This window comes from Rhizobium sp. SAFR-030 (assembly GCF_059415005.1).
Window position 1 is genome coordinate 295,468 of record NZ_JBPFDO010000005.1, and the last position, 19,743, is coordinate 315,210.

Annotated in this window: 22 protein-coding genes and 1 pseudogene; 11 read left to right on the plus strand and 12 right to left on the minus strand. The window is 63.1% G+C overall.

The window, feature by feature from the left end:
• Positions 1-112: 112 nt before the first annotated feature.
• From mutM to ACR65N_RS17180, 6 genes and pseudogenes are all read left to right on the plus strand, one after another.
• On the plus strand, positions 113-1,003 hold the full coding sequence (gene mutM, locus ACR65N_RS17155; protein WP_440457993.1) for a bifunctional DNA-formamidopyrimidine glycosylase/DNA-(apurinic or apyrimidinic site) lyase: 891 nt from the start codon (positions 113-115) through the stop codon (positions 1,001-1,003).
• A gap of 209 nt (positions 1,004-1,212) precedes the next feature.
• The gene (rpsT, locus tag ACR65N_RS17160) at positions 1,213-1,479 is read left to right on the plus strand and encodes a 30S ribosomal protein S20 (RefSeq protein WP_430306150.1); all 267 of its coding nucleotides are present in this window, start codon (positions 1,213-1,215) and stop codon (positions 1,477-1,479) included.
• An 857-nt stretch (positions 1,480-2,336) separates the two neighbouring features.
• Positions 2,337-3,902, plus strand: coding sequence for a chromosomal replication initiator protein DnaA (dnaA, locus tag ACR65N_RS17165; RefSeq protein ID WP_440457994.1), 1,566 nt, complete (start codon positions 2,337-2,339; stop codon positions 3,900-3,902).
• Between the two features lie 46 nt (positions 3,903-3,948).
• Positions 3,949-4,647 (plus strand): LysE family translocator, encoded by a 699-nt coding sequence (locus ACR65N_RS17170; protein ID WP_440457995.1) that lies wholly within the window; start codon positions 3,949-3,951, stop codon positions 4,645-4,647.
• A 17-nt stretch (positions 4,648-4,664) separates the two neighbouring features.
• The gene (locus ACR65N_RS17175) at positions 4,665-5,261 is read left to right on the plus strand and encodes a class I SAM-dependent methyltransferase (RefSeq protein WP_440457996.1); all 597 of its coding nucleotides are present in this window, start codon (positions 4,665-4,667) and stop codon (positions 5,259-5,261) included.
• 107 nt (positions 5,262-5,368) lie between these two features.
• A pseudogene (locus ACR65N_RS17180) lies at positions 5,369-6,271 on the plus strand (DMT family transporter).
• An 8-nt stretch (positions 6,272-6,279) separates the two neighbouring features.
• Here ACR65N_RS17180 and ACR65N_RS17185 read toward each other — a convergent pair.
• The 5 genes from ACR65N_RS17185 to rph form a co-directional block, all read right to left on the minus strand.
• Positions 6,280-7,017 (minus strand): class I SAM-dependent methyltransferase, encoded by a 738-nt coding sequence (locus ACR65N_RS17185; RefSeq protein WP_440457997.1) that lies wholly within the window; start codon positions 7,015-7,017, stop codon positions 6,280-6,282.
• Positions 7,018-7,032: 15 nt separating this feature from the next.
• Positions 7,033-8,208, minus strand: coding sequence for a radical SAM family heme chaperone HemW (gene hemW / locus ACR65N_RS17190; protein ID WP_440458130.1), 1,176 nt, complete (start codon positions 8,206-8,208; stop codon positions 7,033-7,035).
• Between the two features lie 6 nt (positions 8,209-8,214).
• Entirely contained in the window at positions 8,215-8,859 is a 645-nt protein-coding gene (gene rdgB, locus ACR65N_RS17195) for an RdgB/HAM1 family non-canonical purine NTP pyrophosphatase (RefSeq protein ID WP_440457998.1), read from the minus strand.
• Positions 8,860-8,866: 7 nt separating this feature from the next.
• Positions 8,867-9,274, minus strand: a complete 408-nt coding sequence (locus tag ACR65N_RS17200; RefSeq protein WP_430306143.1) for a VOC family protein — start codon at positions 9,272-9,274, stop codon at positions 8,867-8,869.
• A 78-nt stretch (positions 9,275-9,352) separates the two neighbouring features.
• Entirely contained in the window at positions 9,353-10,072 is a 720-nt protein-coding gene (gene rph / locus ACR65N_RS17205) for a ribonuclease PH (protein WP_440457999.1), read from the minus strand.
• A 172-nt stretch (positions 10,073-10,244) separates the two neighbouring features.
• Between rph and hrcA the strand changes: the two genes are divergently transcribed.
• Both hrcA and grpE read left to right on the plus strand, forming a co-directional pair.
• On the plus strand, positions 10,245-11,330 hold the full coding sequence (gene hrcA / locus ACR65N_RS17210; RefSeq protein WP_430306558.1) for a heat-inducible transcriptional repressor HrcA: 1,086 nt from the start codon (positions 10,245-10,247) through the stop codon (positions 11,328-11,330).
• A gap of 92 nt (positions 11,331-11,422) precedes the next feature.
• Complete coding sequence (gene grpE, locus ACR65N_RS17215; RefSeq protein ID WP_430306141.1) at positions 11,423-12,061, plus strand: nucleotide exchange factor GrpE; 639 nt, start codon at positions 11,423-11,425, stop codon at positions 12,059-12,061.
• Between the two features lie 85 nt (positions 12,062-12,146).
• Here grpE and ptsN read toward each other — a convergent pair whose 3' ends face one another.
• From ptsN to lptC, 6 genes are all read right to left on the minus strand, one after another.
• Positions 12,147-12,611: a PTS IIA-like nitrogen regulatory protein PtsN gene (ptsN, locus tag ACR65N_RS17220; RefSeq protein ID WP_430306140.1), complete on the minus strand. Its 465-nt coding sequence runs from the start codon at positions 12,609-12,611 to the stop codon at positions 12,147-12,149.
• 67 nt (positions 12,612-12,678) lie between these two features.
• Positions 12,679-13,251 carry a ribosome hibernation-promoting factor, HPF/YfiA family gene (hpf, locus tag ACR65N_RS17225; RefSeq protein WP_430306557.1) on the minus strand — a complete coding sequence of 191 codons (573 nt, stop codon included), beginning with the start codon at positions 13,249-13,251 and terminating at the stop codon, positions 12,679-12,681.
• 299 nt (positions 13,252-13,550) lie between these two features.
• A complete protein-coding gene (rpoN, locus tag ACR65N_RS17230) occupies positions 13,551-15,107 on the minus strand; it encodes an RNA polymerase factor sigma-54 (protein WP_440458001.1) in 1,557 nt (518 codons plus the stop codon).
• A 150-nt stretch (positions 15,108-15,257) separates the two neighbouring features.
• Positions 15,258-16,052 carry an LPS export ABC transporter ATP-binding protein gene (gene lptB / locus ACR65N_RS17235; protein ID WP_430306138.1) on the minus strand — a complete coding sequence of 265 codons (795 nt, stop codon included), beginning with the start codon at positions 16,050-16,052 and terminating at the stop codon, positions 15,258-15,260.
• Between the two features lie 30 nt (positions 16,053-16,082).
• Positions 16,083-16,640 carry an LptA/OstA family protein gene (locus ACR65N_RS17240; protein WP_430306137.1) on the minus strand — a complete coding sequence of 186 codons (558 nt, stop codon included), beginning with the start codon at positions 16,638-16,640 and terminating at the stop codon, positions 16,083-16,085.
• Positions 16,637-17,320 (minus strand): LPS export ABC transporter periplasmic protein LptC, encoded by a 684-nt coding sequence (lptC, locus tag ACR65N_RS17245; RefSeq protein WP_430306556.1) that lies wholly within the window; start codon positions 17,318-17,320, stop codon positions 16,637-16,639. Before lptC ends, ACR65N_RS17240 begins: the two co-directional genes overlap by 4 nt.
• A gap of 177 nt (positions 17,321-17,497) precedes the next feature.
• On the opposite strand from lptC, the gene sppA reads away from it, so the two are divergent.
• The 3 genes from sppA (at position 17,498) to ACR65N_RS17260 (ending at position 19,266) form a co-directional block, all read left to right on the plus strand.
• Positions 17,498-18,451, plus strand: a complete 954-nt coding sequence (gene sppA / locus ACR65N_RS17250; RefSeq protein ID WP_430306136.1) for a signal peptide peptidase SppA — start codon at positions 17,498-17,500, stop codon at positions 18,449-18,451.
• Between the two features lie 27 nt (positions 18,452-18,478).
• Positions 18,479-18,784, plus strand: coding sequence for an integration host factor subunit beta (locus tag ACR65N_RS17255; protein WP_430306135.1), 306 nt, complete (start codon positions 18,479-18,481; stop codon positions 18,782-18,784).
• A 134-nt stretch (positions 18,785-18,918) separates the two neighbouring features.
• The gene (locus ACR65N_RS17260) at positions 18,919-19,266 is read left to right on the plus strand and encodes a LapA family protein (protein ID WP_430306134.1); all 348 of its coding nucleotides are present in this window, start codon (positions 18,919-18,921) and stop codon (positions 19,264-19,266) included.
• Positions 19,267-19,279: 13 nt separating this feature from the next.
• Here ACR65N_RS17260 and ACR65N_RS17265 read toward each other — a convergent pair whose 3' ends face one another.
• Positions 19,280-19,741, minus strand: a complete 462-nt coding sequence (locus ACR65N_RS17265; protein ID WP_440458002.1) for an SRPBCC family protein — start codon at positions 19,739-19,741, stop codon at positions 19,280-19,282.
• Positions 19,742-19,743: the final 2 nt, after the last annotated feature.

The following is a 19,743-nucleotide window of genomic DNA, read 5'->3' on the forward strand; positions in this document are numbered from 1 at the left end:
GCGACCATAGCGAAGTCGCGGCCGCGATACTATCTTTCGCCGCAGGTGCGGCACTTTGCGCTGGTCTATAAAGCACCGGACACGCCGTTGGAAACAGGAACTTAGGAAACCGATGCCCGAATTGCCAGAGGTGGAGACCGTGCGGCGCGGCCTTGCGCCGACAATGGAAAAGGCGACGATCCGGCGCCTGGAGACACGCCGCGGCGATCTGCGATTTCCCTTCCCGCAAGCATTTGCCGAGCGCGTCTCGGGACGGCGCATCATCGGTCTTGGTCGGCGGGCGAAATACCTGCTGATCGACCTCGATGACGGCACGACGCTGATCGCCCATCTCGGCATGTCCGGCTCCTTCCGCATCGAGGAGGACGATGCGGCCGAGGTTCCGGGCACCTTCCACCACCCGCGCTTCAAGGACGAGAAGCACGACCACGTGATCTTTCACCTGGAGCACGAGGGCCGGCCGGTGCGGGTCGTCTACAACGATCCCCGGCGCTTCGGTTTCATGCATCTGTGGCCGCGGGCCGATCTCGATCTCTATCCGGCCTTTTCGGGGCTCGGTCCGGAGCCGACCGGCAACCTCCTCGACGCCGCCTATCTGGCGGAGCGGTTCAGGGGCCGCGCGCAGCCGCTGAAGGGCATCCTGCTCGACCAGACGGTGATCGCCGGGCTTGGCAATATCTACGTCTGCGAGGCGCTATGGCGATCGAGGCTTTCGCCGAAACGCAAGGCCGGAAGCCTGGTGACGCCGACCGGCCGGGCGAAGGCGGCGCTGCCGGTGCTGGCGACGGCGATCCGCGAGGTAATCGCCGATGCGATCGCCGCAGGCGGATCCTCGTTGCGCGATCATATCCAGACCGATGGCTCGCTCGGCTATTTCCAGCACAGCTTTTCGGTCTATGATCGGGAGGGCGAGCCCTGCCGGCGGGACGGCTGCGGCGGCACGGTAAGCCGCATCGTCCAGTCCGGCCGCTCGACTTTCTTCTGCCCAGTCTGCCAGGATTGAATCCATGATTGGCGGCATTCCGGGAAGAGGAAGGCAGCTGCGGTGAAAAATGCGCGTTGACTGAAACCCGCATTCCGGTTATATCGCCGCCCACAGTTGGGAAAGCCTTTGACGGCTTCCTCCATTGCTCCCAAATTGCTGGATGACAGGTCGCAAGGACCAGGCGCGGCGGCGGGGGAGTTTTTGTTCGAATTCGAAGAGAGGCAGAGATGGCCAATACAACTTCGGCGAAAAAGGCGACCCGCAAGATCGCACGCCGCACCGCAATCAACAAGGCTCGTCGCTCGCGCGTTCGTGGCTTCATCCGCAAGGTCGAAGAAGCGATCGCAACGGGTGATGTGGCAATCGCAGCCGAAGCCCTGCGGGCGGCTCAGCCGGAACTGCAGCGCGCCGCCCAGAAGGGCGTCATGCATGGCAACACGGCATCGCGAAAGGTGTCGCGTCTGGCACAGCGCGTGAAGGCCCTCTCGGCCTAATTCCGTCATAAACATCTGTCACGAAATTGGCCCGGTCATTGACCGGGCTTTTCGTGTTTCCTGACGTTTGGAAATTAGAACTGGCTGATTTAGCCGCGCCTGTGACGCCGGCATGACAGAAAAAGCTCAGTTTTTTCAAACAGATGATGGAGGAGGCCCATTGTCGGGCCAATTTGTTGGGGACGCCTCGGGTCCGGCATGCGGTCAAGCGAATTTTTATTTTGACGCCGTCACACATCCTCCCGCAGACGGCCAAAATTGAATCCCTTTGATTCGACTGAGATTCTCCTCCGGTGGGGGTCTGCCGAGTCAAATTGGCGCCTGAGAGTCAACGCTCGGCTCTAGATTTTGCGTAAAATTCATCGTTGATCTCGCCTCTCGATCCTGCCTTAATAAGCCCAGCAAGAGCGGGGAGAACTTCCCGGGAAGGTCCTGATGCACACCGGTTTTACCGGCGTATTGGCCCTTTGGCGCTTGCAACGGGTTCAGGTAACTTCCCGTTCTTTTCACGTAACTCAGAGTTGTGCACCGGGTATCATGCGGTAACCGGGCCAGTCTCTGTGTGTCGATGAAAAACCTGGAATGCTCAGTGTGTCGGGTGCGGGGCGTCGCATCTGCTGGCAGTGAAAGGATATGTTTTGAGACCCCCTGTCACGAGGTGGGGATCTCGAAGGGGCGCTTGGGGAGCGTCCGCGGCTGGTCGGCTTTCTGACCTTGCCGGGCAGTGCCGACGCGGCGCAGCCGAACGAGATGGGGCATGGGCGGTTTGACGAGAAACCGACCCTCGCACGAAAGAACAGATATCTTGACGGTCGGGCAATCCGGCCGGCGGGCAACGATTGAAAAGGCGGCACAGAATGCAGATGAATACGGTATCGACCCGGGCGCTGGAGAGTGGGAACCAGGCCTCGGAGTCTGGCGTTTCAATTTGCTCCCAGGCGGAAGGGAAAAAATCGGACATGAAGCATGATGCACTATTTGAGCGTTTCAGCGCGCGCTTGAAGGCTCAGGTAGGACCGGAAGTCTACGCCAGTTGGTTCGGTCGTCTGAAACTGCATTCATCGTCCAAGAGCGTCGTGCGCCTCAGCGTGCCGACCACCTTTCTGAAGTCCTGGATCAACAACCGCTATCTCGACCAGATCACCGCCATCCTGCAGGCGGAAGACCCGGAGATCCTCAAGGTGGAGATCCTGGTGCGCACCGCAAGCCGTGCGATCCGCCCGGCCAGCGAGGACCGCCCGGCGGTCGCCGGCGAACTGGCAGCACCGCAGCCGCAGCGCCGCACGGGCCCGCAGGCACTCGGCCAGATCGCCAGCTTTCCCGTCGCTGCACAGCCGCTGCCTGCCGCCCGTCAAAGCCACGGCACCCCGCTGTTCGGTTCGCCGCTCGACTTCCGCTACACCTTCGACACCTTCGTCGAAGGTCCGTCTAACCGCGTCGCGATGGCAGCCGCCAAGACCATCGCCGAAGCCGGCGCGAGTGCTGTCCGCTTCAACCCGCTGTTCATCCATTCGGGCGTCGGCCTCGGAAAGACGCACCTCCTCCAGGCGGTCGCCAACGCTGCCGTCGGCAGCAGCCGCAATCCGCGCGTCGTCTACCTGACCGCCGAATACTTCATGTGGCGGTTCGCCACCGCCATCCGCGACAATGATGCCCTGACCCTCAAGGAGTCGCTGCGCAACATCGATCTGCTGATCATCGACGACATGCAGTTCCTGCAGGGCAAGATGATCCAGAACGAGTTCTGCCATCTGCTGAACATGCTGCTCGACAGTGCCAAGCAGGTCGTGGTGGCCGCCGACCGCGCGCCGTGGGAGCTGGAATCGCTCGACCCGCGCGTTCGGTCGCGCCTCCAGGGCGGCGTTGCCATCGAGATGGAGACGCCGGACTACGAGATGCGTTTCGAGATGCTGAAGCGTCGCCTCGAAATCGCCCGCCAGGATGATGCCGCGCTCGACATTCCGGACGAGATCCTCAGCCACGTGGCCCGCAATGTCGCCAATTCCGGTCGCGAACTGGAAGGCGCCTTCAACCAGCTGGTCTTCCGCCGTTCGTTCGAGCCGGAACTGTCGATCGAACGCGTCGACGAACTTCTCGCCCACCTGGTCGGTGCCGGCGAAGCCAAGCGCGTTCGCATCGAGGACATCCAGCGGATCGTCGCCCGGCACTACAACGTGTCGCGCCAGGAGCTGGTCTCCAACCGCCGCACGCGTGTCATCGTCAAGCCGCGGCAGATCGCCATGTATCTGGCGAAGACGCTGACGCCGCGGTCGTTTCCGGAAATCGGCCGGCGTTTCGGCGGCCGCGACCACACGACCGTCCTGCATGCGGTGCGCAAGATCGAGGACCTGATCTCCGGCGACACCAAGCTCAGCCACGAGATCGAGCTTCTGAAGCGCCTGATCAACGAGAACAACGCCTGATCTATCAGGCCTGCAGATGAGATCGAGCCGGCGCGCCCGAGAAGGCATGCCGGCTCTGCTGTTCCAGCCGTTGACGTTTGCCTGGCGATGGCTCATCAACGGCAAGGTTGATGAGCGGGGGCGTCTGATGTTTCTTCTGTCGGTGGCGACGATCTGGGCGGTTGCCTGCATCACGCCCGGTCCGAACACGCTGCTGGTCATCCGCTATTGCCTGACGGCGCCGCGCAAGGTGGCGATCGTCGCGGCCATGGGCACCATCACCGGTACCTTCCTCTGGGGGCTCGCCGGCTGGCTCGGTATCAATGCCCTGTTCCAGGCGGCACCCTTCGCCTACCTGGCGCTGAAGATCGTCGGTGGCCTGTATCTGGTGTGGCTCGGCCTGCGCGTCTTCCTCGATGTCCGCAAGGCACGCCAGGCGCCGGAACTGGCGACGGCCAGGATCGCCGTGCCTTTGAAGACGGCCTATCGCATGGGGCTTGCCACCAATCTCGCCAATCCGAAGTCGGCGCTTTTCGTCGCCAGCCTGTTTGCCGTCACCATGCCGGCCGGCACGCCGTTCCTGTATGGACTTGCAGCGATCGCCGTCATGGTCACGGTGTCTGCCTGCTACTACACATGCCTCATCGGCCTGATCACCCATCCGCGCGTGGCTGCCGCTTACCTGAAGGCGAAGAGCAAGATCGATCTCGGCGTCGCGACCGTCTTCGTCGGCTTCGGCACCAAGCTTCTCCTGTCACAACGGTAGGCGGGGTGGGGCCCCGGATGGCAGTCGACGATGATCCAACCGACCTCTTCTACGCCAGCAACAGCGCCGCCTATGCGGCGCACAGCCGAGAGCCGAACCATACCCGGCTCGAGCGGTTCGTGGCTCAGCTTCGAGAGAATGCGCGCGTCCTGGAGTTAGGCTGCGGCAACGGCCGCGACAGCGCCTGGATGATCGGACGCGGCCTGGATGTCGTTCCGACCGACGGCACCCAGGAGATGGCCGAGGAGGCGGCACGGCGCCTTGGCGTCGACGTTCCGGTACTGCGCTTTGCCGATATCGAAGCGGTCGGCACGTTCGGCGGCATCTGGGCGAACGCCTGTCTCCTGCATGTACCACGGCCAGAGCTTGCCGGCATTCTCGCCCGCATCCATCGGGCGCTGCGACCGGGCGGGATCTTCTATGCGAGCTACAAGGCAGGCGACATCGACGGGCGCGACGGCCTCGGCCGCTATTACAACTATCCGTCGGCGGAAGAGCTTGAGGCCACCTATGCAACGCTGCCGTGGGCTTCGCTGGAGATCATCGGTGAGACCGGCAGCGGCTACGATCGCCTGGCGACAGAATGGCTGCATGTCTGGGCAAAGGCTAAGTGACGCCGGTGCGGGTGGAAGGCAACACCGGGACAGTCTTGTTTCGGGTGGCGGTCGCGCTGCCGATCGAATAGCAGCAGAGACCGACGGAGAGGCCGATGCAACGACAGATGAACGCGCTCGAATGGCTGATGCTGGCAGCCCTGTCCATCCTCTGGGGTGGCTCGTTTCTGTTCAACGGCATTCTGGTGCAGGCATGGCCGCCGCTCACCATCGTGGCCGCACGCGTGCTGCTGGCGGCGCTCGTCCTGTGGGGCGTCGTTTTTCTGTCCGGACAGCCGGTCCCGAAAGGGCGTTAGGTCTGGCTCGCCTTCCTCGGCATGGGGTTTCTCAACAACATCATTCCCTTCACGCTCATCGTCTGGGGCCAGACGCAGATCGCCAGCGGTCTCGCTGCGATCCTCAATGCCACGACGCCTCTGTTCGGCGTGATCGTCGCCCATTGGCTGACGACCGACGAAAAGCTGACCGCCAACCGGCTGGCCGGCGTGCTGATCGGCATCCTTGGTGTGGCCTGGATGATCGGCCCCTCTGCTTTCGCAGGCGAAACTGGAGCGATCTGGGGCGAGCTTGCGGTTCTGGCGGCGGCCTTGAGCTATGCCTTTGCCGGCATCTTCGGGCGGCGCTTCAAGCGCATGGGACTGGCGCCGATCATGCCGGCGGCGGGGCAGGTGACGGCATCGTCGGTCCTGCTCGTGCCGGTAGCCCTTCTCCACGACCAGCCTTGGACGATGCCGGTTCCGGAGTGGCAGACGGTCGCGGCATTGCTCGGCCTGGCGATCTTGTCGACGGCGCTCGCCTACCTGCTGTTCTTCCGCATTCTCGCGACGGCCGGCGCCACCAATCTCATGCTGGTGACCATCCTCATCCCGCCTAGCGCCATCTTGCTTGCAGCGCTTGTTCTCGGCGAAGAGCTGGAACTACGCCATCTCTTCGGTCTGCTGCTGGTGGCAGCGGGGCTGGCAGCCATCGACGGGCGTCTCTGGCGCCGTCTGCGGCCTGCTCGTCCCTGAGCAAAGCCTCAGGCGGCACTGATGACGATGATCTCGGGACTCGCCGGGCCGAAGGAGGAGCGGTCCCAGTCGCCGAAGACCGACTCGATCCGGAAGCCCGCCTCCTCGACGAGCGCGACGATCTTGTCCTTCGGCGCGAAGCGCAGCGTGCTTTCGCTGATCCGCCGCTCTCCGGTCTCGAGGAGCGTGAACACAGCATCGAAAGTGATGTGCTCGCCGTCGCGCTCGCGGACCTGGTAGAACACCTCGACCGGACCAATGCCCGGCACCTCTTCAGTCTGGCGGGTCCGCTCCTGCGTCCAGCCGTTATAGGCGCCGGCATCGGGATTGCGGCTCTCGAAAACGAGCCGTCCCCCCGGGCCCAGGTGTCGATGGATGTTGGTCAGCGCCGCCGAAGTCTCCCGGTCGTCGAGAAACACCTGGAAGACGTGCGCCGTCATGATCGCCAGATCGAAACGCTCCGGAAGCTCAAGCTGATCGGCTCCGGCCTTGATCCAGCGAACCAGACCTGCCTCGTCCTTGTCGCGGGCAACAGACAGCATTCCGGCTGCTGGATCGACGCCGGTGACGTCATGGCCTCGCGCGGCAAGGGCCAGCGTCAGCAGTCCGGTGCCGCAGCCGATATCGAGAATCCGCGAAGGATCTACGGCCAAATCGAGGTAGAAATCGCGGTCGGCGCCGTGCGCGTTGAAGCTGTCGTAGAGGATCGCCATGCCGCGGCGGGAGAAGGCATCGTCGACAGGCATGACGTCAGGTCTCCTCTAGAAGGCGAGGTCGGCGACCACGGCATCGAGGATCAGCATGCCCTTCGGTGTGCAGCGCAGGCGTGAATTTCCCAGCCGCTCGATGAAGCCGTGTTCCAGTAAAGTCTGCTCGCGCTGCGGGTCCGGATCTCGGCCCGACAACTGCTGCCAGCGGGCAAGATCAACACCTTCGCGCAGGCGAAGCCCCATCAGCAGCAGTTCGTCGGCCTGTTCGTCACCACCGAGGATCTCCTGGTCCACCATACCGTGGCCTTCGCGCTCCACCAGTTCCAGCCAGCCTTCGGGACGACGCTCCGTGGCGGTTGCGATCTTCGAGCCACCGCGCGTGAGCCGCCCGTGGGCACCGGGGCCGATGCCGGCATAGTCGCCGTAGCGCCAGTAGGTGAGGTTGTGGCGGCTCTCGGCGCCAGGCTTGGCGTGATTCGATACCTCGTAGGCCGGCATGCCGAAGCCTGCGGTGATCTGCTGCGTCGCCTCGTAGAGATCCGCTGCCCGGTCCTCGTCCGGCACGATCAGCTTGCCGGCTTTGTGCAGGCCGTAGAAGGGCGTGCCCTCCTCGATGGTCAGCTGGTAGAGCGACAGGTGATCGACCGCGTAGGTGACGGCTTCGTTGAGTTCGCGTTCCCACGCCTCGACCGTCTGGTCGGGGCGGGCATAGATGAGGTCGAAGCTCATCCGCGGAAAAATCTCGCGCGCCAGGCGGATGGCCTTCAGCGCATCCTCGACATTGTGGAGGCGGCCGAGGAATTTCAGGTCCCGGTCATTCAGCGCCTGAACGCCGAGCGACACGCGGTTGACGCCGGCGGCCCGGTAGCCGCGGAAGCGATCGGCCTCGACGCTCGACGGATTGGCCTCCATCGTCACTTCGATGCCTTGAGGCACGTGCCAGCGGCTGGCGATGCCGTCGAGGATGGCCTCAACGGTCGCCGGATGCATCAGCGACGGCGTGCCGCCGCCCATGAAAATGCTGGTGACGGTCTTCGGGCCGCTGAGCAGCCGCATCGCGTCCATTTCGCGCAGGAATGCAGCGGCGAAGCGCTGCTGGTCGACCGGCTGGTGGCGCACATGGCTATTGAAGTCGCAATACGGGCACTTCGCCGCGCAGAACGGCCAGTGCACGTAGAGACCGAAGCCCGGTTCGCCGGTATCGGGCAGGAGAGGGGCATCGGTCAGCAAGGATCAGCCTTCCAGGCAGGTTTCGACAAAGATCTTGAAAGCGCGCGCCCGGTGAGAAAGCGCCTGCGCGTCGCCGGGCTTCCAGCCGTGCTTCTGTTCGGCGCTCATCTCGCCGAATGTGGTGTCGAAACCGTCCGGTTGAAAGATCGGGTCGTAACCAAAGCCCTGGGTGCCACGCGGTTCCGGCGCAATGACGCCTTCCACTTCGCCGCGGAACATTTCCGTATGGCCGTCTGGCCAGGCAAGGCAGAGAACACTGACGAAACGCGCTGTGCGAGCCTCCGGCGTCGTCGCGCCCTTGTCCTGCAGCGCCGTCTCGACCTTCTGCATTGCCCAGGGAAAGTCGCGGGTGCCATCCTCGCGCTCGGCCCAGTTGGCCGTGTAGACGCCGGGCGCGCCATCCAGCGCGTCGATGACGATGCCACTGTCGTCAGACAGCGCCGGCAGGCCCGATGCCTTGGCCGAAGCCAGCGCCTTGATCGCCGCGTTTTCCTCGAAGGTCGTCCCTGTCTCGTCCGGCTCGGCGAAGCTTAGTTCAGCTGCAGACTTGGCGGAAAAGCCGAAGGGGCCGATGAGGTCGGCAATCTCGCGGATCTTGCCGGCATTGTGGCTGGCAACGACGATGGTGCGGGTTTCGAGCTTGCGCATGTCGGACCTACAGGTTCCAGAGTTTCGGTTCCGCGCATTCCAGGCTGTTGCCGGCCGGATCGCGGAAATAGATCGACCGGGCGCCATTCGGCCAGCGGAAATCGCTTTCGATGGGGATGCCGGCCTTGTTCAGCTTTTCGACGGTCAAGTCAATCGCCTTGCCGTCCATCCGGAAGCAGGCATGCCCCGGGCCGATCGCGCCATGCGGCGGCACCGGCAGCGCATCGTCGGGCGGGGGCTTCACCGTCTCGTGCGGATTGAAGATCAGCAGGATGCCCGGCCCGCACCGGTAGAAGACGTGGCGGTCGCCGGCACGCATCAGCTTCTGAAGGCCAAGGATGCCGCCGTAGAAGTGTTCCGCTGCATCGAGATCCTCGGCGTACAGGGCTGTCTCGAGAATGCCGTCGATGGTCATGCTGCCTGCTCCTGCCATGGCGCTGCATCACCCGCATCCGGGGGGGCGATGGCAGCGGCGAACCGCTGCCTCCCGACCTCAGCCGCCGATCGCCTGCTTCTGCATCTCGACCAGCTGCGCGGTGCCGGCGGTCGCCAGATCCAGCAGGTGCGAGAGTTCTTCGCGGCTGAACGGCTTGCCTTCGGCCGTACCCTGCACTTCGACGATGCCACCGCTTCCGGTGATGACGAAGTTGGCGTCCGTCTCGGCAGCAGAGTCCTCAAGGTAGTCGAGGTCGATCACCGGCTGGCTGGCGAAGATGCCGCAGGAGATTGCCGCGACGTGATCCTTCAGCACGCGATCGAGCTTGATCATGCTGCGCGCTTCCATCCACTTCAGGCAGTCGTGCAGTGCGATCCAGCCGCCGGTGATGGCGGCCGTGCGGGTTCCGCCATCCGCCTGGATGACGTCGCAGTCGATGGTGATCTGCTTTTCGCCGAGCGCTTCCAGGTCGACGACGGCGCGCAGCGAGCGGCCGATGAGACGCTGGATCTCCTGGGTGCGGCCGCCCTGCTTGCCGGCAGCTGCCTCGCGCTTCATCCGGTCGCCCGTGGCGCGCGGCAGCATGCCGTATTCGGCCGTCACCCAACCCTTGCCGGAATTGCGCAGCCACGGCGGCGTCTTTTCTTCAAGGCTCGCCGTGCACAGCACGTGCGTATCGCCGAACTTGACGAGGCAGGAGCCTTCCGCATGCTTCGACACATTGCGCTCGAAACTCACCTTGCGCATCTGATCGGTTTTTCTGCCTGACGGTCGCATGCTCATCTCCTGACGTTACGTGAGGGCGTCTTAAGGCGCGGGCGGCGCTTTTGCAAAGGAAAACCCGGCGGAATGGCGTGCCGCAGCCGGTCGGGCGGCGAATCCGTTTTGCCATCGGGGTCTGCGTCATTATATTCAGGCAGAACAGGAATGATCGGGTAACATGCGTCGAATGGATCTGCAGTCATCGGGAAGCCAAGCCGCGTCCGTGCTCGACGATCGCTCGCGCGAGATCTTCAGGCGCATCGTCGAGAGCTATCTGGATACCGGCGAGCCGCTAGGCTCGCGCAATCTGTCGCGTCTCCTGCCGATGTCGCTGTCGCCGGCGTCCGTCCGCAATGTCATGAGCGATCTGGAAGAGCTCGGTCTCATCTATGCACCGCATGTCAGCGCCGGCCGCATGCCGACCCAGACGGGCCTGCGCTTCTTCGTCGATGCCTTCATGCAGGTCGGCGATCTGTCGGCGGACGAGCGCGCCAGCATCGAGCGGCAGATCCGTTCCGTCGATCGGGACCGGCCGATGGAAAGCCTGATGCTGGAAGCGACGCGGATGCTGTCGGGGGTCTCCCGCGGGGCAGGCATCGTCATCACCACCAAGAACGATCCCATCCTCAAGCATGTGGAGTTCATCCGGCTGGAGCCGACCAAGGCACTCGCAATTCTCGTTGGCGAACACAATCAGGTCGAGAACCGCATCATCGACCTGCCCGCAGGCGTCACCTCGTCGCAGCTCGTCGAGGCGGCGAACTTCCTCAACGCGCATCTTGCCGGCCAGACCCTGCCGGAGCTCAGAACCCAGCTGACCAGCCTCAAGGAGCAGGTGCAGACGGAACTCGACGCGCTGTCGCAGGATCTGGTGCAGCGCGGACTTGCCGTCTGGGCGGGAGACAGCGACGAAGGCAAGCCGGCGAGGCTGATCGTTCGCGGCCGCGCCAATCTGCTGGAAGGGCTCGCCGGCACGGAGGACATCGACCGGCTGCGGCTGCTTTTCGACGACCTGGAGAAGAAGGACAGCCTGATCGAGATCCTCGATCTCGCCGAAACCGGGCCGGGCGTGCGGATCTTCATCGGCTCGGAGAACAAGCTGTTCTCACTGTCCGGCTCGTCGCTCATCGTCGCACCCTATCGTGACGAGGAAGAACGCATTATCGGTGCGGTCGGCGTCATCGGTCCGACCCGTCTCAATTACTCGCGCATCGTTCCGATGGTCGATTACACGGCCCAGCTTCTCAGCCGGATGACGCGCAATCCTCTCTAGCCATGTCCCGAGATCGCTCGACAAGCCTTGATTTTTCAGCGCCGAACCTCGATATCGGGCACAAAATCCGACAACACTGACCGGAGTACGTCATGACCGACGAGTCGAAGAGAAACGGACCTGACGCGTCTGAGAACGAGAACATCGCAGAGGCCGTCGCTTCCGCCCTGGAAGAGAACGCCGCGCAGGCAGAGGCACCGGCACCCGATCCGCTTGAAGCGGTTCGGGCTGAAAACGAGCAGCTGCGCGATCGCTTCCTGCGCCTGGCCGCAGAAATGGACAACCTTCGCCGCCGCACGGACCGCGACGTCAAGGATGCCAAGTCCTATGCGGTGACCGCATTCGCCCGCGACATGCTGGCCGTCTCCGACAACCTGCGCCGTGCACTGGATGCCATTCCAGCCGAAGCCAAGGCCAGCGAAGACGCCGGCCTCAAGGCGCTGATCGAAGGCGTCGACATGACCGAGCGCGCCATGCTGTCGGCGCTAGAGCGCCACGGCGTCAAGAAGATGGATCCGGAAGGTCAGAAATTCGATCCGAACTTCCATCAGGCGATGTTCGAGATCCCCAACCCGGCTGTGCCGAACAACACCGTCGTGCAGGTCGTCCAGGCCGGTTACGTCATCGGCGAGCGTGTTCTGCGCCCGGCAATGGTCGGTGTGGCGAAGGGTGGCCCCAAGGCGGATGCGGCTGCATCTGACAACGCCGGCGATACGGCCGACAAGGCCTGAGTCGCGGACGAACCGACACCGGAAACAGGAAGGCCCGCCAATCCGGCAAGGATGGCGGGCCTTTCTCTTATGCGGATACGTCGGATCAGGCGGCGTTCGACGCCTGCTCCTCGTTCAGGAAGGCGTAGATTGCGGATGCGGAATCGGTTGCCCTGAGCTTTGCCACCAGGTCCTGGTCGCGCAGCACGCGGGCGATCCGCGACAATGCCTTCAGATGGTCGGCGCCAGCCCCTTCCGGAGCCAGCAGCAGGAAGACCAGATCGACGGGTTCGTCGTCCAGTGCTTCGAAATCGACCGGCGTTTCCAGCCGGGCGAACAGGCCCTTGATCGAGTCGATGCTGCCGAGCTTGCCGTGCGGAATGGCGATGCCGTGTCCGACGCCGGTCGAGCCCAATCGCTCGCGCTGCAAAATAACGTCGAAGATTTCCCGCTCCGGCACGCCAGTCAGCTTGGCGGCTTTGGCTGCGAGTTCCTGCAATAACTGCTTCTTTGAATTCACCTTGAGGGCGGGAATAATTGCATCCTGTTGCAGGAGATCTGCCAACGCCATTCTTATCATCCCTTCTACCCCCGGGGTCGGGAGTATGGGAGTGCGCAGCCGCACTCCCGTCAGACTTTTAGCCTTTGATACTGGCGGCGTCGATCCAGCCAATATTGCCGTCGTTGCGGCGGTACACGATGTTCAACTGCTTCGCCGGGTTCCTGAAGAACAGGACCGGCTCGTCGGTCATGTCGAGCGCCATGACGGCACTTGCGACAGTCATAGTTTTCAACGGCCGCGAACTTTCCGCCACGATCGTCGGCGCGAAATCCTCCGGCACCTCATCCGGTCCTTCCGGCACGCTGTCCATCACCGTATAGGCGATCTCGGCAAAGCCGTTCGGGGTTGTGCCCGCATGGTGGTCGCGAAGCTTGCGCTTGTAGCGCCGCAATCGCTTCTCTATGCGTTCGGCGGCGGCATCGAAGCTCACCTGCGGATCGTTGGCCTCGCCTGCAGCATGCAGAACAACGCCGGTGTCGAGATGCAGGTTACAGTCCGTTGCGAAACGGGAGCCGGACTTGTGGACGATAACCTGCCCGGCATAGCCCCCGTCGAAGTATTTCGTAACCGCCTCCCCAATATGGGTCTCGATCCGTTGCCTGAACGTCTCGCCGATTTCCATATGCTTTCCGGATACGCGCACACTCATGGAATTCCTTCCTTCTTGTCGTGACTTGCAAGTGCAGTCTACGTCAAGCCGTCCACTCATCCAAGCGTTCCTCGTGAGGCAAAGCTTAAATGTATGCCGATTGCCCAATTATCGGACGTTGTTGCGTGCGCGTTCCTACCATTGTGCCGGTGCGGCGCGCTTCTAGCGGGGGGCGAGGGGAAAGTCAACGGCAGCGCTCGGGGCGGGCCCGAGAGGTGCACCGGAGCGCCTGGCACAAGGCTAGAGGAACGTGGGGAAAATGAAGACACGGCAGTCCCCCGCGACGGCAATCCGCAAGCTCAGCAGGCGGCGATGCCGGCCCTTGCCCGCTTTTCCCGCCGCCGCTGCACGGAGGACGGAATGTTCATCGCTTCCCGATACTTGGCGACCGTGCGGCGGGCAAGTTCGACGCCGCCGGTCTTCAGGCTGACGACGATATCGTCGTCCGACAGCACGGCCTCCGGCGTCTCTTTCTCGATCAGCGCGCGGATCCGGTGACGCACCGCCTCCGCAGAATGTCCGTCGCCACCCTCCGCCGAGTTGATCGAGACGGTGAAGAAATACTTGAGCTCGAAAAGGCCGCGCGGCGTCAGCATGTATTTGTTGGATGTGACGCGGCTGACGGTCGATTCGTGCATCTTGATCGCATCGGCGACCGTCTTCAGGTTCAGCGGCCGCAGATGATCGACACCATTCACCAGGAACGCGTCCTGCTGGCGGACGATCTCGGTTGCCACCTTCATGATCGTCTTCGCCCGCTGGTCCAGGCTGCGGGTCAGCCAGTTTGCGTTCTGCAGGCATTCGGACAAGAAGTTCTGGTCCTCGTCCGGACGGGCAGGCTTCACCGAGCGCTTCGACACCGTCTGGAAATAGGTCTGGTTGACCAGCACTTTCGGCAGCGTGTCCGGATTGAGTTCGATCGCCCAGCCGCCGTCATTGGCGGCGCGCACGACGATATCCGGCAGGATCGATTCCGAGACGCCGGACTGGAAGCCACTGCCGGGGCGCGGGTTGAGCGCCCGGATCTCGGCCAGCATGTCGACCAGGTCCTCGTCGTCGACGCCGCAGATTTTGCGCAGGGCGGCGAAATCACGCTTGGCCAGTAGCTCCAGATGGGCGACGAGTGCCTGCATGGCCGGATCGAAGCGGTCCTTCTGGCGCAGCTGGATGGCCAGGCATTCACGGAGCGTCCTTGCAAAGACGCCCGGCGGATCAAGCGTCTGCAGGGCGGCGAGCGCATCCTCGACCTCCGCTTCCGCAGCACCGAGCTGTTCGGCCACCTCGGCGATCTCGCCGTGCAGGTAGCCGTTGTCGTCGAGCTGGTCCGTCAGGTGCCGGGCGATCAACCGCTCCCTCGCGGTCGGAAGGAGAAACGGGATCTGCTGCGCGAGATGATCGAACAGCGTCACGTCGCCGGCGACAAAGTCGTCGAGATCGAAGCTTTCGCCGCCGTCGCCGCCGGGCATCGACTTCCACTGGCTGATCAGCTCGGGTGCGTCGGGCCGGCGTTGCGGTGCATCGTCGGGGAAAACGTTCTCGAAATCGGCGTCGAGGCTTTCGCCCAAAGGCTCCGGCGCGCCGGACGGGCTGTCGAACCAGTCAGCCTGCGTCTCGCCGCTGCCCGGGCCGTCATCGCGGTGCTGGTGCGCATGGATCTCCGCAGGATCGGGCACGTCGCTGCCCGTTTCGCCATCAGCTGGCGCAAAATCCAGCAGCGGATTCTTCTCGACTTCCTGAGCGATGAACTGGTTGAGTTCGAAATGCGTCATCTGAAGCAGTTGAATCGACTGCATCAGCTGCGGCGTCATCACAAGTGATTGGGTCTGGCGCAGGAAAAGGCTGGCGGACAATGCCATGGCTGACGCTAAACTCCCTAAACCTCCAATTGCACCCGGTTCCGCGCAGGAAATGGGTTACGAAGAGCACTTGGCCCAAAAATTGCGTGTTTAGGAGGTTTGGTCAAGCTCTGCAGAGCGGCAGCCGGCGTTTTCTTGCCGGCCGGGGCGTTACAGATGGAACTTGTCGCCCAGATAGAGGCGACGAACGTCCGCATTGTTGACGATGTCGTCGGCTCGGCCGTGCGTCAGGACTTCGCCGGCATGGATAATGTAGGCGCGGTCGATCAGGCCAAGCGTCTCGCGCACGTTGTGGTCGGTTATCAGCACGCCGATTCCGCGGGCCGTCAGGTGACGCACGAGATTCTGGATGTCCGAGACCGAAATCGGGTCGACACCGGCAAACGGTTCGTCGAGCAGCATGAAGGCCGGATCCGTCGCCAGGGCGCGGGCGATTTCGAGGCGGCGACGTTCGCCGCCCGACAAGGCCACAGCCGGTGCCTTGCGTAGCCGGCTGATGTTGAATTCCTCGAGCAGTTCGTCGAGCTTGCGCTCGCGCTTGTCGCGGCTGCGCTCGTGCACTTCAAGGACGGCACGGATGTTGTCTTCGACCGTCAGGCCGCGGAAGATCGAGGCTTCCTGCGGCAGGTAGCCGACACCGATGCGGGCGCGCCGATACATCGGCATGCGCGTCACGTCGTTGCCGTTGATGGCGATCATGCCTTCGTCGACACCGACAAGGCCGGTGATCATGTAGAAGCAGGTGGTCTTGCCGGCGCCGTTGGGACCGAGCAGGCCGACGGCTTCGCCCCGGCGCACGATCAGCGACACCCCGTTGACGACGCGGCGCGTGTCATAGGTCTTCGAGAGGCTGTGCGCGATCAGCGTGCCTTCGTACCGCGCCTTGTCGCGCGGGTCGAAGCCTTCTGGTGCGTCCGTCTTAGTGCGCCGGGAGAACAGGGACATCAAGTTTTGTGACTTTGTTGAGTGCTGGGCTTACTGCTGTGGACGCGATTTGGGATCGAGCATGATCTCGACGCGACCGCCGCAACTGTCGAGCTTTGCCTCGCCGGTGGTCATCAGCACGGTCAGCTTACAGCCCTTGAAGACGTTCGGACCATCCGACAGCACGACCTGCTTGCCGGTCAGCACAAAGGTCTGCGACGCCATGTCGAAGACACCGTTGTCGGCGGTCGCCTGCTGGGTGCCGGATGTGAGCAGCACCTTGCCGTCGATGAAGATCTTGTCGATATCGGTCTGCCCAGCGGAAACCGTGGCGCCTTCGCCCTTGTAGAGGACGGTCATCTTCAGCGACTTCATCGTCGTCGTGCCCTGCACAACCTCGACATTGCCGGTGAAGAAGGCCTTCTTTTCCTCGTCCTTGATCTCCAGCTGGTCGCTCTGGATCTGGATGGGCTTGTCGTTCGACAGCTTCATCCCTCCCATCGTCTTGCTGGTGGTTTGGGCTCCGGCTGAGGAGATGGTCCCGGCGATGGCCAGGGCCGCGACGAGACATGAAACACTGTGTGTGGCGAGGGTGCGGCGAAGGGTCATCGGGACGGGCTCTGGTTGCCTTCTTGGTGAATAGCTGAGCCGGCCACGTTGACTTGGACCTGCCCGACAAAGGTAATGGTTTGACCGTTATCCGATATCTTCATCGACTGCGCAACAATAGACGCGTCGGTTGTTTTGATCTCGACCGGATCGGAGCTTTCCATGATGCTTTTCGGCACGTCGAGATGCGCCGACTTGAAATTCGCGGTGATGCCGTTGCTGAGGTTGACCTGGAACGGCGCCGTCATGTTCAGCTTGTCGGCCGAGCGGTCAAAGATACCGCCTTCGGCCGTCACCCGCGCCATAACGTCGGCATTCAGCGGCATCGCCGCCTTGACGTTCTCGAGCGTGATCATGTTGGGATCGGCAATATCCTGCAGCGCCCGCGTCGCATTCAGCGAGTAGCTGATGCCTTTCTCGTTACGGCCAGCGATCGCCGGGCTTTCCATGACGATCTTGCCGTTTTCGATCCGCGCACTCTGGACCGTCAGATTTTCAGGAAGGTAGGTGCGCACGAAGGAGACGACGATGAAGGCGGCGGAAATCACCAGCGCCGCGACCGGCAGCATGAACCTCAGCCGTCGCACGCGGCGGGAATGCGCCAGCGCTGCCTTGTAGGCATCGACGCGCTCTCCTGCGGCCGGGCCGGCCTGCAATGTGCCAATCATTTTCTGCAGCATAAACCTGTCGTGTCGTTTCGGCGTGTCAGGCGGGACAATGAGGACGTGCCTCTTCCATCGGAACCCAATATGGCTTTTATTCATCAAGAAACAATAACGGATGACACAAAATCGTGTACTCCGACCGAGGCTCATCCCAGAGGGGCGGGTCGCATGCAATAGAGACGAGGAAGCATAATGGACCAGTCTGCAATCGCGGATCGCCGGCAGCTACGCCGCAAGCTCACCTTCTGGCGCGTTGCCGCAGCCGTGCTGCTGGTCGCCATCGGCTTCTCCGTCTACAGCGTCACCATGGGCGGCGCCGAAACCTCCGTGCGCCCGCATGTGGCGCGCATCGACATCTCCGGCATGATCACCGATGACGACGAACTGCTGGAGCGTCTCGAAAGCATCCGCAAGAACAGCCAGGCAAAGGCGCTGATCGTCTCGATCTCCTCGCCTGGCGGCACGACCTACGGCGGCGAGCGCATCTTCAAGGCGCTGCGTGCGGTGGCTGCCGAAAAGCCTGTCGTATCCGACGTCCGGACGCTGGCCGCGTCTGCCGGCTACATGATCGCCACGGCCGGCGATACCATCATTGCCGGGGAAAGCTCGATCACCGGCTCAATCGGCGTCATCTTCCAGTACCCGCAGGTCAAGGACATGCTCGACAAGATCGGCGTGTCGCTGCAGGAGATTAAGTCGGCGCCGCTGAAGGCCGAGCCGTCGCCGTTCCACGCGCCGAGCCCGGAAGCCCAGGCGATGATCCGCAGCATGGTGATGGACAGCTACGACTGGTTCGTCGATCTCGTCGCCGACCGCCGCAAGATGCCGCGCGAGGAGGTTCTGAGGCTGGCCGACGGCACCATCTTCACCGGCCGGCAAGCGCTGAAGGTCAAGCTGATCGATACGCTCGGCGGCGTTCCGGAGATCCGCAGCTACCTGTCGACGCGCGGCGTGTCCGACCAGCTGCCGATCGTCGAGTGGGAAAAGCAGTCTGAAGGCGGACTGTTTTCGCTCTCCTCCGCCGTGTCGCAGATCGCTCGGCTTGCCGGCTTCGATCCGGCCGGCGTACCGGGTGCCGTCCAGGACCTCATGGGCCGGAAGTTGTTCCTTGACGGTCTGGTCTCGGTTTGGCAGGTTGGCGATTGAAAAGACCAATTCTTTCAGGGGGTAGCCGTGATCAAATCGGAGCTGGTGCAGATCGTTGCGGCGCGAAACCCGCACCTCTACCACCGTGACGTCGAAAATATCGTCAATGCGGTTCTGGATGAGATCACCGATGCCCTGGCCGGCGGAAACCGCGTCGAGTTGCGCGGCTTCGGCGCCTTCTCGGTCAAGAATCGGCCGGCGCGCTCCGGCCGCAATCCGCGCACCGGCGAAACAGTGTTCGTCGAGGAGAAGTGGGTGCCGTTCTTCAAGACCGGCAAGGAACTGCGCGAGCGGCTGAACCCCGATCTTGCCGACGAGGAAGACGAGGACTGAAAGGTCCGTCCTGAAACCGGCTTTCCGCCGTCCCCTGGACCCAGTCGCCTTGAAAGCCGGCGTCTGCCTCCTATCCTACCCATGATGATGGCCGCGCCGATGCGCGGCCTGCAAACCTCTGTCGGGAGACCGCAATGAGCCGGATCAAGAAAATCGCCAGCCTTGTCGTCTTCGTGCCGGTGGCAATCATCCTGATCGTGCTGTGCGTCGCCAATCGGCAGACGGTGACGTTGGCGCTCAATCCCTTCCAGCCGCAGGATCCGGTGCTGTCGGTCGACGGCCCGTTCTTCGTCTACCTGTTCCTGGCAATCATCCTCGGCATGGTGATCGGTTCGGCAGCCACCTGGGTGGCGCAGGGCAAGTACCGCAAGCAGGCTCGCATCGAAGCGCGCGCGGCGATCCGCCGTGAGAAGGAGATCGGCCTGCCGGAGACCCGGCGTCCGGCAAACGGATCAAGCCTCGTTGCCGCCCACAAGGCCTGAATGACCTGAACGATCAGGTCTCGTCCACCGGCGTCCGCTCGGTAATCGCGGCATTCAGGTCGGCGAAGAACTGATGCGCCAGCTTCTGCGAGGTGGAGCCGATCAGCCGGGAGCCGAGCTGGGCCAGCTTGCCGCCAACCTGCGCATCCGCCTGGTAGCGCAGGATCGTCTCCTCGCCATCCTCGACCAGCACCACATCCGCATAACCCTTGGCGAAGCCGGCGATGCCGCCTTTGCCTTCGCCTGAGATTCGATAGCTCTCCGGCGCCTGGATGTTCGACAGCGTCACGTCGCCCTTGAAGCTTGCCGAGACCGGCCCGATCTTCAGCTTGACGGTGGCCGACAGTTCGGTCGGCGATCGCTGCTCGATCTCCTGACAGCCCGGGATGCATCGGCGCAGGGTATCAGGGTCGTTCAGCGCCTGCCACACGACCGATCGCGGTGCGAGGATTCGCTCTTCACCAGTGATTTCCATGG